Source organism: Kitasatospora sp. NPDC048194 (assembly GCF_043202455.1).
Lineage (GTDB): Bacteria > Actinomycetota > Actinomycetes > Streptomycetales > Streptomycetaceae > Kitasatospora.
Window position 1 is genome coordinate 1 of the sequence record NZ_JBIDAK010000053.1, and the last position, 13816, is coordinate 13816.

Below are 13816 nucleotides of genomic sequence, written 5' to 3' on the forward strand. Positions count from 1 at the left end.
CGAACCCATTCATCGTTCGTCAGATCACCCCGCCCCATGCTGGGCACAACGAGCCCGGCATGGAGAAGTCACATGATCCGCCGGACAGAACCTAGGCCTGGCACGCCGAAGTTCACCCGCGTTGGGGAATTCCTGGGGAACAGGCGGGGCCGTGAGCCGCGCACGGCAACTCATGGCGCCTCCCCAGCCCCGCGTGGGAGTCGGCTGACAGTCGAGGCCCGGGCTCTCCCTTGGCCGGATCGGTCCCCCGTCGAGCCGATCGGAATTTCTGGTTATCCGCCCTCGCCTCGCCAGCCAGTAGGGCATTCTCTAGGCCGGAACACCGAACGCGGGGAGGATGCCGGGCCATGCGGTGAAGTGACGCAGAGTGCACGGCGGCACTGGACACGGTGCCGAGTGCCCAGCGCAGACCGGTCAGGCCGAGCCGTCGAAGTAGAACGTGGTGTCGGTACAGGCGAAGTCCGCGCCGCTCGCACCGTTGCGCAGACAGACGCTCAGCGTGTATGTGCCCTCGAACGGCTGGGGGAGGAAGCCGCTGGTCACGCCGTCTTCTGAGCCGCCGACGCAGGAGCCGCTTCCGCCCGCGGCATGCCGCGTCGCGGACCAGGAAGTTCCGTTCTTGGACAGGCGGCCGACGGCGCGGTAGCCGTCCGCCGTTCCCTTGTCACAGACCCGGAGCCAGAAGAACTCGCCGGTCAGGAACGCGTTCGCAGTCCCGTACCCGCCTTTCGACGACCGTTCCGAGTAGACGGTGTGGTTCGCGTACGCACTCGCGGGAGCTGCTGCGAGCAGTGTCAAGGCCAGGCCGGCCCCGACGCTACCGACAGGGACGGCCAAACGCGCCATGCGCATGATCACTCCTGCCTCGTGAGGGAGACGGTCGGAAGCAGTCTGGCTCACCGCTACGCCACAGGAGAGGCGAGTTTCGGTCGTGTTCCCTGTGCGGGTGGTCGCACCCGGCCCGCTCGGCCGCAGCACGGTAACTGCGGGAGGTTATACGGCGTCAGGGACAGAGGCAGGGGCGGCGACAGGATCGTCAGCCCGTCACCGCCCCTGAGGATCTTCTTGCGCTGCTACACCCCGCTGGCCACCTTCTTCTCGCGGAGTCGCTTGAGGGCCGCAAGGCGCCCGCCGCTGGCCGGACGCGGCGCGGGCACGGCTTCAGCAGCCGGGGCGGCCGGGGAGGCCTGCGCCGGTACGGCGGCGTGCCCGGTGTCCGGGGTTGCCGTGGCCGGCTCGGCCTCCGCTGGGGCGCTGGGGGCCTGGCGGCCGGAGCGGGGAGCGATGGCGAGTGCGGCTTCGGCCCGGAGTTTCTTCGCCTCGGGGAGGACGTTGGTGTAGGTGTCCATTGTGATCTTGATGGTGCTGTGGCCGAGTTGCTCGGAGATCTCTTTGGGGTTCGATCCGCTGGCGTGGGCGATGCAGGCTGCGCCGTGGCGCAGGCCGTGGAGGGTGATCGGGGGCAGGCCGGAAAGTTCCACGAGGCGCTTGAACTGCTGGGTCAGGTAGTCGGAGTGGTAGCCGGAGCCGTCTTCTTGGGTGAAGACCAGGCCGGTGTTCTGCCAGGCCGGGCCTGCCTTCTCGCGCTGCCTGGCCTGGAGGGCGGCGCGTTTCTCGAAGAGGCGGGCTGACTCGCTGTCGAGGTCGCCTCGGCGAGGAGATAGATCGTGCGGGCGTGGTGGGACAACAGCCAGTGTCGGACCGCGCCGGGCCGGACACGGGGTTCTCGGCCGGGGCGCGCTGAGCGGCTGGTGCCGCTTGCGTGGCGGGCTCCGGGGTGGGGCGTCCGGCGCGGGGTTTGCCTCTTCGACCGAGACTTCGATCGCCGCAGTGACCGCGCCAAGGCCCTCGACGACCTCGTTGACACCGTCGCCACCTACGTCAACAACTGGCCCAAATCCCCAGTCGCACGGCACCCCGGCCGCTCCGTCGCCGCCTATGGAGGCATTAATCTGAGATTCCGCAGAGGTTCGGTCCGGATCCCGGGCGTTCGGGCGTTGGCGGGATCGCCGGGTCCAGCTCTCTTTGGGGGAGCGCGGCCACGAGTGACGGTGCGGCCGGCCCGCGTCAGCCGCGGGACAGGTCCACGAAATCCTCGATGTCATCCAGGACCGAGATGGTCACCATGATCGTCAGGTCGGTGATGTGTGGGTCGCTCGACTGAGTGTGGAGGAAGAACCCGACGCCTCCATCGGCGCCCTCGGGGTCGTGGGCGCCGATGTTGGTGACGAAGGTGACTGTTCGGTCGTCGAGTAGAGCTTTCCCGGCCTGATACTCGTTGCCCTGGCCCTCGGCGTCGACGTGCCACTGGCAGGAGGTGACGACCACCGCCGAATCCTTCTTGATCGGCCACCAGTTGAAGTTGAGGCGCCTTCGACCGGTCGGCGGCATTTGATACAGCACGCGAATGGAGTGGGTCATGACGATCACCTGTCCGGCGTTGGACATGAGTTCGGAACCAGGAGTTAGGAGGATGGGAGGCCTGCGCCCGGGACAGGGCGTGCCAGGGCTCGTGGGTGACCAGACGCAGCCGACCTCCCCTGTCCATGGAGCGCCTCCCGGTCGAGCGCCGCAACTCCGGGTGCGGCGCATGCTGCGGAGGAACGCTCCCTGACCTGCGGGTTGCCCCACCCTGTGCCGCGGTGATCCCACGAGGGCTTCCTTCGGCTTCCGGGTGGTGGCGTGACCCTTCGGGCCGACGGCATCGAGCTCCTGGAACTGCAACTCGCCGACTGGCCGTTGGAGCGGAGGCTGTCGCGCGAACCGGACGTCGTGGGCTAAACCTTCTACCCGGCCGACATGACGGAGCAGCAGGCCCCGCGACCGCATGGAACGCGGACACGCTCGCAGTCGCGACGGCATCAGCCGCTGCTACGCCGTCCGCCTCGACGGCCGGTCCGTGGGTACGGCGGGCATCATCGTCACCCGCGAGCATCCGGAGGTCTTCTACGCCCTCCCGCCGGACGGCCGGGGCCGAGGAGCCGCGAAGCGGCCGTCCGGGCGCTGAGCGACTGGGTCCTGGAAGCCGGGGGGGGGATCAGGTCGTCCTCTGGACGGGCGAGGGGAATGCGGCCGGCGAAGCGGTGGCCCGACGTGCCGGGTTCCGCTTCGTAGGTACCGAGGTCGACCTCGATCACGGTGAACCGGAGACCGGACCCCGGCGCCCCCACCGCCCTGTCCCGACCGCTCCGTGCCGCTTCGGCGAACCGGTCGATACGGGGGCTGGCATTTCGCCGGCGATCGTAGGGGCGCTGCTCGTGTGACCATCTCGCCGCCGCTGCTGTGTGGGCTGACGGGGGTCTTGCCCGGCCAGGCCCGGGGGCCCGCGGGTACGCGGGCCTGCGCCGTCCGCTGGCGAGTGCCAGCTCCCGGCTCCCCGCGGGGTGGCCCGGGTGGCTCCCCGGTGGGCACCGCCTAAGCTGGCCGGGTGCTCGAACCCGCCCTGTTGCCGACCCCGCTGGTGGACTGCACCGACGGGGTCTTCGCCCGGGCCGGGGTGGAGCTGCGGCTGAAGCGGGACGACCTACTGCATCCGACGGTCCCCGGCAACAAGTGGCGCAAGCTCGCGCCGAACCTGGCTGCCGCCGTGGAGCAGGGGCACACCCGGCTGCTGACCTTCGGCGGGGCCTACTCGACCCACCTGCGGGCGGTGGCGGCCGCCGCCTCGGCGCTCGGGCTGGAGAGCGTCGGGCTGGTGCGCGGCGAGGAACTGGCCGGGCGGCCGCGCAACTGGTCGCTGCGGGCCGCCGAACGGGACGGGATGCGGCTGGAGTTCCTCACCCGGGCCGCCTACCGGGAGGCGGTCGGCCGGGCCGGGGGCGAGGGCGGTACGGACGGCACGGCGGCCGTGGAGCGCCGTTGGGGCCGGTGCCTGGTGCTTCCGGAGGGCGGCTCCAACGCCCTGGCCGCGATCGGTGCCGCCGCGATCCCGGCGGAGCTGCCCGACCTCGGCGGGCGGGACGTGGTCTGCTGCCCGGTCGGCACCGGCGGCACCCTGGCCGGCATCGCGGCGGGCCTGCCGCCGGGCGCGCGGGCGCTCGGGGTGGCCGTGCTGCGCGGCGGCGAGGGCTACCTGGAGGAGGAGGTCGCCCGGCTGCACCGGGCCGGGTACGGGCGCGAGTTCGCCAACTGGCGGATCGACCACGACCACCACGGCGGCGGGTACGGCCGGGTCCGGCCGGAACTGGCCGACTTCGCCGGGGAGTTCGAGCGCCGCCACGGCGTCCCGGTGGAGCGCCGCTACGTCGCCAAGCTGCTCGCCGCGCTGGCCGACCTGGCCGGGGCGGGCGCCTTCCCGCCCGGCACCCGGCTGACCGCCGTGGTCACCGGCCTGCCGGATCCGGAGTAGGCGCTCAGGAGCCGAAGGTCAGGTCGGCGCACGGGTCGGTGTCGGCGCCGCGGGTGTTCTCCGCTATGCCGGTCGGGACGCCGCTCGGCACGCCGCTCGGCGAGGTACTCGGTGCGGCCGACGTCCCGGGTGCCGGCGAGGGGCTGGTGACCGCGTCCAGCCGGGTGCTGCCGGCCGGGTGGTAGTCCGCCCCGAGGGTGACGGTGATGCCGCCCGAGCCGGGCTCCTCGACCTCGCTGGCGCCCGGGAAGAGCGCCGCGACCTGGTCGGCGGTGGTCTTCAGCGCCGGGTCGTAGGAGACCTGGGTGTGCTGCTTGCCCGGGTCGTTGGCGCCCAGCACGACGTTCTGGAAGCCGCGGCCCTTGAGCGTCTCGGCGCCGGAGCCGGCCAGCCCGGCGGTTCCGACGCCGTTGACCACGGTGATCGGGACGGCGGCCTGCTCGGGGCCGAGCGGCGCGTCCGCGCTGGGGCTCGCGTCCGGCGAGGCGGCGGCGCCGGTACCGGCGGTGCTCCGCCCGTCCAGGGTGCGGTCCTCGCGCAGCAGCTTCCACAGGGTGTCGGCGTCCGGCTGGACGAGCCGCACCCGGTCCCCGGCGAAGCGCCAGGGCGCGGTGACGAAGGTGACGTCGGAGAGCTTGATGTCCTGCACCGAGCGGGCGAAGTCCACCAGCTTCATGGCGGTGCCGAGGCCCTCGTCCACGGTGAGCGACCTGGTGGCCGCGTCCGCCAGCGGGAGCAGGGTCGTCAGCGAGAAGCCCTGGCTCTGCACCTTCTTGATCATCGAGGAGAGGAAGGCCTGCTGGCGCTTCATCCGGCCGATGTCGGAGTTGTCGCCGATCCCGTGGCGGGCCCGCAGGTAGTCCACCGCGGACTGCCCGGTGAGCCGCTGGATCCCCTTCTTGAGGTGGATGCCGTACTCGTCCACGTCGTTGGGCACGCAGGCGTCCACGCCGCCGACGGCGTCGGCCATCGCGGCGGCGCCCTTGAAGTCGACCACCACGGTGTGGTCGATGCGCAGCCCGGTGAGCTTCTCGACGGTGTTCTGGGTGCAGGCCGGGTTGCCCTTGGGGGAGTCGCCGACGCTGAAGGCCGAGTTGAACATCTGGTCGGTGCGGGGCTTGGTCCAGGTGCCGTCGGGCAGTTTGCAGGCCGGCAGGGTGACCAGGGTGTCGCGGGGGATCGAGACGCCGACGGCGTGCTTGTGGTCGGCGTAGACGTGCAGCAGGATCGCGGTGTCCGAGTGGCCCGGGCCCTGGTCTCCGCCGCCCAGGGCGTTGTTGCCGTCGTCCCGGGTGTCCGAGCCCAGCAGGAGTACGTTGACCGGCACCTGGGCACCGGGTGAGGCCGGGACGGGGGCGGGCGGGCGCTCGGTGGCGACGCCGCCCGCGTCGAAGGTGGTGATGTTGCTGTCCAGCCGGTGGTAGAACCAGGCCCCGGCTCCCACGACCGACAGCACCAGCACGGCGGCCAGGCCGATGGCGGTCCGCAGGTAGCGGCGCCGGCGCGTGCTGCTGCTCATCCTCCGTGCCCCCCGTCTTCAGGTGTCTCGCGTTCGATGTTCGAACGTTAGACGTCCTGGGAGGCCGTTCGGTTACCCCCTGCGGGCGGGGGAATCGGCTCCGGGGGCTGTGATGCTGCTCACGCGCCGGGGCCCGCGGCGCCGGCGAGCATCCGGCGGAGCAGGTCGCGCAGGACGGTCCGCTCCTCCGGGCCGAGCGCGGCGAGCGGCTCCCGGGCGAAGTTGAGGGACTCGCGCAGCTCCTCGGAGGCGGCCGCGCCGGTCTCGGTGGCGGCGACGAGCTTGACCCTGCGGTCCTGCCGGTCGGCCTCCCGGGTGACGAAGCCGCGGGCCTCCAGCCGGTCGACGATGCCGGTGATGTTGGACGGCTCGCAGCTGAGCGTCTGGGCGATCTGCCGCATCGGCAGCGGGCCGCGCCGCAGCAGGGCCAGCACCTTGGCCTGGGCGCCGGTGAGCGAGCGGGCGGCCGCGGCCTCCTCGTACTCGCGGTGGAAGAGCGCGACCAGGTTGGCCATCAGGTCGACGACCTCGCGGGTGATCTCGTCGGACTGCCGCGCGGCGGCCGGGGTCGGCTGAGTGTCCATGGCCCCGAGTCTACCTGAAAAGTTGACAAGGTGAACCTTTCATGTCCATCGTTACTTCAGTTGCTCAACCTTTCACCCTGTCGAACCCCTCCGAGGAGCACCTCCATGGCAGAGCAGGCCACCCCCGCCACCGCCCGTGAATGGCACCTCGCCGCCCGCCCCCAGGGCTGGCCGGTGCCCACCGACTTCGCCCTGGTCGAGGCCCCGGTCCGGACGCCCGGCCCGGCCGAGATCCTGGTCCGCAACACCCACCTCTCGGTGGACCCGTACATGCGCGGCCGGATGAACGACGTCAAGTCCTACGTCCCGCCGTTCCGGCTCGGCGAGGCCATGGAGGGCGGCGCGGTCGGCTACGTGGTCGCCTCCGAGGCCGAGGGCTTCGCCCCGGGCGACGCGGTGCTGCACGGCCTCGGCTGGCGCGAGTACGCCACGCTGGCCGCCGGGCACGCGGTCAAGGTCGACCCGCAGGCCGCGCCGCTCTCCGCCTACCTGGGCGTGCTCGGCATGCCCGGCCTGACCGCCTACGCCGGTCTGCTCGCCGTCGGCGGCCTCAAGGAGGGCGACAAGGTCTTCGTCTCCGGCGCGGCCGGCGCGGTCGGCTCGCTGGTCGGCCAGATCGCCCGGCTCAAGGGCGCCTCGCTGGTGGTCGGCTCGGCCGGCTCGGCGGAGAAGGTCGCCAAGCTGGTCGACGAGTACGGCTTCGATGCCGCCTTCAACTACAAGGACGCCCCGGTGGCCGAGCAGCTGGCCGCCGCCGCCCCGGACGGCATCGACCTCTACTTCGACAACGTCGGCGGCGACCACCTGGAGGCCGCGATCGGCGCGCTCGGCGTGCACGGCCGCGCGGTGCTCTGCGGCGCGATCGCCCAGTACAACGAGACCACCGCGCCGGCCGCCCCGCGCAACCTCGCGCTGGCGATCGGCAAGCGGCTGCGTCTGGAGGGCATGCTGGTGAGCGACCACGCCGCCCTGCAGCCGCAGTTCGTCGCCGAGGTGGCCGGCTGGCTGAAGTCCGGCGAGCTGCGCACCGAGGAGACCGTGGTGGACGGTTTCGAGAACGCCGCCCAGGCCTTCATCGACCTGCTGCGCGGCGTCAACACCGGCAAGATGGTGGTCAGCCTGGAGGGCTGACCCGCCGTCAGCGGCACGGACCCCGCCCCGCGCGCCCGAGGAGGGCGGCGGGGCGGTTCGCGTGCACGGCGCAGGGGAAGCGGCCGCACTACCGCATTCCGGCCGGATCCGAAAGTGCGTCATCCATCGCGTGGCGCCGCGCGGTACGGTGGTCCCGCCCGGCGATGGGGCCGTTCGGGGGAGAGATCCGGCCGAGGGGTAGACCTCGTTGAGGATTCGACTAGCATTGAGCGAAAGCCTGTCCGTTTTGCTCAATTTAGTAGCTTAATGTCGGCAAACGTGGGTAACTGTGGATCACTGCAGGCAGCGAGGCAGCTGGGGAAGGCGACCCTCGTCCACAGCCTGGAGGTCCCGGTGACGACACGTGGAGTTCTCTACATCCACTCCGCGCCCCGCGCGCTGTGCCCGCACGTCGAGTGGGCCGTCGCGGGGGTGCTCGGTGTGCGGGTGAGCCTGGACTGGATCCGCCAGCCGGCCGCACCCGGGCATTGGCGTGCCGAACTCTCCTGGCAGGGGGAGCCCGGCACGGCCTCGAAACTCGCCTCCGCGCTGCGCGGCTGGCAGCTCATGCGGTACGAGGTGACCAGCGAGCCCTGCGCCACGGCGGAGGGCGAGCGGTACAGCAGCACGCCCTCGCTCGGCATCTTCCACGCCGTCACGGGCATCCACGGCGACATCCTGATCCCCGAGGACCGGCTGCGCGCGGTGCTGCTGCGGGCCCGCAGCGAGGGCGCCGACCTGGAGGCCGAGATCGCCCGGCTGCTGGGCAAGCCCTGGGACGACGAGCTGGAGCCCTTCCGGTACGCGGGCGAGGGCGCGCCGGTGCGCTGGCTGCACCAGGTGGTCTGAAACCCCGACGGCCCGGACGGTACGACGAAGGGGCCGGCGCTCGCGGAGAGCGCCGGCCCCTTCGTCACGGTCCTCAGCGGGTGCGGAAGGCCAGCACCACGTTGTGGCCGCCGAAGCCGAACGAGTTGTTCAGCGCGGCGATCCGGCCCTCGGGCAGCGGGGTGGCCTCGCGCACGATCGTCGCGTCCACCTCGTCGTCCAGTTCCTCGACGTTGATGGTCGGCGGGGCGACCCGGTGGTACAGCGCCTGCACGGTGGCGACGGTCTCGATGCCGCCGGCGCCGCCCAGCAGGTGACCGGTCATCGACTTGGTGGCCGAGACGTAGATGTGGTCGAGGTCGTCGCCCAGCTCCTTGCGCAGCGCCTTCAGCTCGGCGGTGTCGCCCTGCGGGGTCGAGGTGGCGTGCGCGTTGACGTGCACGATCTCGGCCTTGTCCAGCGCGTTGCGCTCGAACAGGTCGGCCAGCGCGCGGGCCACGCCGGCGCCGGTCGGCTCCGGCTGCGCGATGTGGTGGGCGTCCGAGGACAGGCCCTGACCCACGGCCTCGCAGTAGATCCGGGCACTGCGCGCCTCGGCGTGCTCCAGGCTCTCCAGCACGACCACACCGGCGCCCTCGCCCAGCACGAAGCCGTCACGGGCCTTGTCGTACGGGCGGGAGGCGCGCTCGGGCTCGTCGTTGTTCTTGGACATCGCCATCATGTTGGCGAACGCGGCGATCGGCAGCGGGTGGATCGCCGCCTCGGTGCCGCCGGCCACCACGACGTCGGCGCGGCCGCTGCGGATCATCTCGATCGCGTAGCCGATCGCCTCGGCCCCGGAGGCGCAGGCGGAGACCGGGGTGTGCACGCCGGCGCGGGCGCCGACCTCCAGACCGACGTTCGCCGCCGGGGAGTTGGGCATCAGCATCGGGACGGTGTGCGGGGAGACCTTGCGGGCGCCCTTCTCGCGCAGCACGTCGTACTGGTCGAGCAGGGTGGTCACGCCGCCGATGCCGGAGGCGATGACGGCGCCCAGGCGCTCGGGGGCGAGCTTGGAGGACTCGTCGGTGGCCGGGGTCTCGAAGCCGGCGTCGGCCCAGGCCTCGCGGGCGGCGATCAGCGCGAACTGGGCGGAGCGGTCCAGCCGGCGGGCCAGCGGGCGGGGCAGGATCTCGCCCGGCTCGACGGCGGTGCGCGCGGCGATCCGGACCGGCAGGTCCTGGGCCCACTCCTCGGTCAGGGCCGCCACTCCGGAGCGCCCGGCGACCAGGTTCTCCCAGGTGGTGGCGGCGTCGCCGCCCAGCGGCGTGAAGGCGCCGATACCCGTGACGACCACGGTACGGTTTTCAGCGGTCACTGGTTTCTCTTCTTTCACGTTGTGCGGGGGTCGGCGGCGAGCCGGGGAAGGGCCCGGCCGGGCGCCCGGTGGGGCGTCCCGGCCGGCGGGTCGGCTCGACTCGGGGAGCCGGGCCGACGGGTCAGCCGTCCGCGGCGTTCCTGACGCCGGACGGGCTGGTTGACTCGAACGAGTCGACCGCTCAGGCGTTGTCGAGGATGTACTTCACCGCGTCGCCGACGGTCTTCAGGTTCTTGACCTCGTCGTCCGGGATCTTGACGTCGAAGCGCTCCTCGGCGGCCACGACGACCTCCACCATGGACAGCGAGTCGACGTCGAGGTCGTCGGTGAAGGACTTGTCCAGCTGGACGTCCTCCGCCGGGATGCCGGCGATCTCGTTGACGATCTCGGCGAGACCCTCCAGGACCTCTTCCTGCGTAGCCATTCTGGCTGCTCCTCTTCGGTGTTGAGCGTGTCCGACCGGCGGCCGAACACAGGTTTGCGGATGGATGGGGCGAAACGCGCCTAGGGGAGCGTAACGACTGCCGCGGCGTACACGAGACCCGCCCCGAACCCGATGATCAGCGCGAGGTCGCCGCTGTGCGCCTCACCGCTCTCCAACATGCGCTCCATCGCCAGCGGAATGGAGGCCGCGGAGGTGTTGCCGGTCTCGGCGATGTCGCGGGCGACGGGCACCGACTCCGGAAGCTTGAGCGCCTTGATCATGGCGTCGGTGATCCGCATGTTGGCCTGGTGCGGGATGAAGGCGCCGAGCTGGTCGGCGGTGATCCCGGCGGCGTCCAGCGCCTGCTGGGCCACCTTGGCCATCTCCCACACCGCCCAGCGGAAGACCGGCTGGCCCTCCATCCGCAGCGCCGGCCACTTCGACTCCTCGCCCTGGCCGTTGATGGCGCCGGGCTTGGCGAAGGCGGTGTCCCAGGCCTGGGTCTGCGAGATGACGTCGGCCTGCGAGCCGTCCGAGCCCCAGATCAGCTTGCCGATCCCGGGGGTGTCCGACGGGCCGACGATCGCCGCGCCGGCGCCGTCACCGAAGATGAACGCGGTCGAGCGGTCCGAGGTGTCGGTGAGGTCGCTGAGCCGCTCGACGCCGATCACCAGCACGTACTCGGCGTTGCCGCCGCGGATCATGCCGTCGGCCAGGCCCAGGCCGTAGCCGAAGCCGGCGCAGGCGGCCGAGATGTCGAACGCCGGGGCGGTGCCGCAGCCGAGCCGCTCGGCGATCTCGGTGGCGATCGCCGGGGTCTGCTTGAGGTGCGAGACCGTCGCGACGATCACGCCGCCGATCTGCTCGGGGGCGATCCCGGCCTGCGCGATGGCCTTGCCGGCGGCCTGCACCGACATCTCGGCGACGGACTCCTCCGGGCCGGCCCAGCGCCGCTCGGCGATCCCGCTGCGGGTGCGGATCCACTCGTCCGAGGAGTCGATCCACTCCAGCACCTCGGAGTTCGGGATGACCCGGACCGGGCGGTAGCCGCCGACCCCGTGGATGCGGGAGTACTGCGCACCGGCGGCGGGCCGGATCTGCGGCTTGGTCATGCCTGGTCCTCCTGGGGCTGCTGATCCTGACCGCCGTGCTCCGCGACGAGCTCACGGGCCTTGTCCAGATCGGCGGGGGTCTTCAGGGCGAGCGTGGCCACGCCCTTGAGGTTGCGCTTGAGCAGCGCGGTGAGGGTGCCCGCGGGGGACAGTTCGATCACGGCGGTCGCGCCGAGCCGGCCCAGGGTCTCCATGCAGAGGTCCCAGCGGACCGGGTTGGAGACCTGCGACACCAGACGCGACAGCACCTCGGCGCCGGACTCGACGACCGCGCCGTCCTTGTTGGAGACGTAGCGGACCTGCGGGTCGGCCACGGTCAGCGTCGGGGCCAGCGCGGCCAGCCGCTCGACGCCCGGAGCCATGTGCTCGGTGTGGAAGGCACCGGCCACCTTGAGCGCGATCAGCTTGGCGCCGGCCGGCGGGTCCGCCTTCAGCGCTTCGAGCTGGGCCAGGGTGCCGGCCGCGACGATCTGGCCGCCGCCGTTGTTGTTGGCCGCGGTCAGGCCGTGCTCGGCCAGCTTCGCCGCGACGACCTCGGGCTCGCCGCCGAGCACGGCGATCATGCCGGTCTCGGTGACGGCGGCGGCCTCGGCCATGGCCCGGCCGCGCTCACGCACGAAGGTCAGGGCGTCCCGGGCGCTGAGCACCCCGGCGCCGGCCGCGGCGGTGATCTCGCCGACGCTGTGGCCCGCGACGGCGCCGACCAGCTTGCGGGCGAGGTCCTCGTCCGGGAACAGCTCACGGGCGGTCATCAGACCGGCGGCGACCAGCAGGGGCTGGGCGACGGCGGTGTCCTTGATCTCCTCGGCGGACGCCTCGGTGCCGGCGTGCACCAGGTCGAGCCCGGCGACCTCCGACCAGCCGCGCAGGCGGTCGGCGACACCGTCGAGCTCCAGCCAGGGGCTGAGGAAACCGGGGGACTGGGCACCCTGTCCAGGGGCGACGATTACGAGCACGGTTCAACCCTCTCTCGCCAGGCGCCCAGGGGCGGGTAGGCGACGGTAACGAAGAAAACCATCCGGGATTGTATGGTCCCTACACCCTGGCTCAGCTGGACTCCCCGGCCGCGGCCAGCCGGCCGAGGGCCAGTGCGATCCGCAGGGTGAACGCCGAACGCACGTCGGAGGGCGCGTACCCCGTGACGTCGGTCACACGTCGCAGCCGGTAGCGCACCGTATTGGGGTGGACGAAGAGCATCCGGGCGGCGCCCTCCAGGGAGGACGCCTGTTCCAGGTAGACGCTCAGCGTCTCCAGCAGGGCCGAGCCGGCCTCGTCCAGCGGTGTGTAGATCTCCTCCACCAACTGGCGTCGGGCGGCCTGGTCCCCGGCCAGTGCCCGCTCGGGCAGCAGGTCGTCGGCCAGCACCGGGCGGGGCGCGTCCGGCCAGGCGGCGCAGGCCCGCAGACCGGCCGCGGCGGCGTGCGCCGAGCGGGTCGCCGAGAGCAGGTCCGGCACGGTCGGGCCGATCACCACCGGGCCGGGCGCGAACTGGCCGATCAGCGCCCGGGCGGCGTGCACCGGCTCCTTGTCACCGCCGACCACCACCACCAGGCGGCTGCCCAGCACCCCGGTCAGCACGTGCAGCTTCGCGTACCGCGCGGCCCGGCGGATCGCCTCGACCACCAGCTCGCTGTCGCCGTCCGGGGCGCTGCCCATCACCACCCGGACCTGGCTGGGCTGCCCCCAGCCGAGTGCGGCGGCGCGGGAGAGCACACCCTCGTCGGCGTCGCCGGACAGCAGCGAGTTGACCACCAGCGCCTCCAGCCGGGCGTCCCAGGCGCCGCGGGCCTCCGCGGCCTGGGCGTACACCTGGGCGGTGGCGAAGGCGATCTCCCGGGCGTACACGAGCACCGACTCGCGCATGTCCGCCTCGTCACCGGGGGCGGCCACCTCCTCGATGGCCTCCTCCATCACCTCGATCGTGGTGCGGATCAGCTCGACGGTCTGGCGCAGGGTGATGGCCCGGGTCAGCTCGCGGGGCGCGGTGCCGAAGACGTCGGTGGAGATCGCCTGGGCGGTGTCGGGGTGGCGGTACCACTCGGTGAAGGCGGCGATGCCGGCCTGGGCGACCAGGCCGATCCAGGAACGGTGCTCCGGCGGCATCCGGCGGTACCAGCCGAGCTGGTCGTCCATCCGCGCGATCGCGGCGCTGGCCAGCTTGCCCGAGGACTTCTCCAGCCGCTTGAGCGTCGCCGCCCGGCGCTCGGCCCGCTCGGCGGCGTTCCTGCGCTCCTGGGCCGTCAGACGGGGTGCCGCCCGGCCGGGGCGGTCGCGGCCCGCCCGGGGCGCCGGACTCTTCCCGGCCGGTTCGGGTGCGACGGGACTGGGTTCGCTGGTGGAGTGAGCGGAAGCGGCTGGCACAAGGACAAGACTGCCTCACGTGAGTGACTGCTCGTGCACACCCCCCGGCCGAGCGGCGCGGTGGCAAGGGTCACACCTCGGCCCGCGGGGCGCGCCGACACCGGAAGCGCCGGGCGACCGCCCGGGGGAGCAGCGCCGGAGCGGGCGGCGTC

The 13816-nt window shown here is 72.4% G+C and carries 14 protein-coding genes; 4 read left to right on the forward strand and 10 right to left on the reverse strand.

All coding sequences use genetic code 11. The annotated features are described in order from the left end of the window. Positions 1-414 precede the first annotated feature (414 nt). The 3 genes from ACGF07_RS34365 to ACGF07_RS34375 form a co-directional block, all read right to left on the reverse strand. Positions 415-852 carry a hypothetical protein gene (locus ACGF07_RS34365; protein ID WP_392905397.1) on the reverse strand — a complete coding sequence of 146 codons (438 nt, stop codon included), beginning with the start codon at positions 850-852 and terminating at the stop codon, positions 415-417. Positions 853-1073: 221 nt separating this feature from the next. After that, positions 1074-1916: a tyrosine-type recombinase/integrase gene (locus ACGF07_RS34370; protein ID WP_392905400.1), complete on the reverse strand. Its 843-nt coding sequence runs from the start codon at positions 1914-1916 to the stop codon at positions 1074-1076. Positions 1917-2067: 151 nt separating this feature from the next. Then, the gene (locus ACGF07_RS34375; protein WP_392905402.1) at positions 2068-2448 is read right to left on the reverse strand and encodes a hypothetical protein; all 381 of its coding nucleotides are present in this window, start codon (positions 2446-2448) and stop codon (positions 2068-2070) included. A gap of 379 nt (positions 2449-2827) precedes the next feature. Between ACGF07_RS34375 and ACGF07_RS34380 the strand changes: the two genes are divergently transcribed. Further along, positions 2828-3007, forward strand: a complete 180-nt coding sequence (locus ACGF07_RS34380; RefSeq protein ID WP_392905404.1) for a hypothetical protein — start codon at positions 2828-2830, stop codon at positions 3005-3007. 420 nt (positions 3008-3427) lie between these two features. Then, positions 3428-4348 carry a 1-aminocyclopropane-1-carboxylate deaminase/D-cysteine desulfhydrase gene (locus tag ACGF07_RS34385; RefSeq protein ID WP_392905406.1) on the forward strand — a complete coding sequence of 307 codons (921 nt, stop codon included), beginning with the start codon at positions 3428-3430 and terminating at the stop codon, positions 4346-4348. 4 nt (positions 4349-4352) lie between these two features. Here ACGF07_RS34385 and ACGF07_RS34390 read toward each other — a convergent pair whose 3' ends face one another. Beyond that, a complete protein-coding gene (locus ACGF07_RS34390; RefSeq protein WP_392905409.1) occupies positions 4353-5867 on the reverse strand; it encodes an LCP family protein in 1515 nt (504 codons plus the stop codon). 119 nt (positions 5868-5986) lie between these two features. Beyond that, the gene (locus ACGF07_RS34395; protein ID WP_392905411.1) at positions 5987-6451 is read right to left on the reverse strand and encodes a MarR family winged helix-turn-helix transcriptional regulator; all 465 of its coding nucleotides are present in this window, start codon (positions 6449-6451) and stop codon (positions 5987-5989) included. Between the two features lie 105 nt (positions 6452-6556). On the opposite strand from ACGF07_RS34395, the gene ACGF07_RS34400 reads away from it, so the two are divergent. Both ACGF07_RS34400 and ACGF07_RS34405 read left to right on the forward strand, forming a co-directional pair. Continuing rightward, the gene (locus tag ACGF07_RS34400; protein ID WP_392905413.1) at positions 6557-7582 is read left to right on the forward strand and encodes an NADP-dependent oxidoreductase; all 1026 of its coding nucleotides are present in this window, start codon (positions 6557-6559) and stop codon (positions 7580-7582) included. Positions 7583-7936: 354 nt separating this feature from the next. Further along, entirely contained in the window at positions 7937-8431 is a 495-nt protein-coding gene (locus ACGF07_RS34405) for a DUF3145 domain-containing protein (protein WP_188296478.1), read from the forward strand. 73 nt (positions 8432-8504) lie between these two features. Here ACGF07_RS34405 and fabF read toward each other — a convergent pair whose 3' ends face one another. The 5 genes from fabF to ACGF07_RS34430 all read right to left on the reverse strand — a co-directional run bounded on the left by fabF (position 8505) and on the right by ACGF07_RS34430 (position 13547). Further along, positions 8505-9767: a beta-ketoacyl-ACP synthase II gene (fabF, locus tag ACGF07_RS34410; protein ID WP_350743940.1), complete on the reverse strand. Its 1263-nt coding sequence runs from the start codon at positions 9765-9767 to the stop codon at positions 8505-8507. Positions 9768-9948: 181 nt separating this feature from the next. Next, complete coding sequence (locus ACGF07_RS34415) at positions 9949-10191, reverse strand: acyl carrier protein (RefSeq protein ID WP_350743939.1); 243 nt, start codon at positions 10189-10191, stop codon at positions 9949-9951. 80 nt (positions 10192-10271) lie between these two features. Next, on the reverse strand, positions 10272-11303 hold the full coding sequence (locus tag ACGF07_RS34420; protein WP_350743938.1) for a beta-ketoacyl-ACP synthase III: 1032 nt from the start codon (positions 11301-11303) through the stop codon (positions 10272-10274). Continuing rightward, positions 11300-12259 carry an ACP S-malonyltransferase gene (locus tag ACGF07_RS34425; RefSeq protein WP_392905415.1) on the reverse strand — a complete coding sequence of 320 codons (960 nt, stop codon included), beginning with the start codon at positions 12257-12259 and terminating at the stop codon, positions 11300-11302. The genes ACGF07_RS34420 and ACGF07_RS34425 overlap by 4 nt, the downstream gene beginning before the upstream one ends. A gap of 91 nt (positions 12260-12350) precedes the next feature. Beyond that, positions 12351-13547 carry a PucR family transcriptional regulator gene (locus ACGF07_RS34430; RefSeq protein ID WP_392905441.1) on the reverse strand — a complete coding sequence of 399 codons (1197 nt, stop codon included), beginning with the start codon at positions 13545-13547 and terminating at the stop codon, positions 12351-12353. Between the last annotated feature and the right edge of the window lie 269 nt (positions 13548-13816).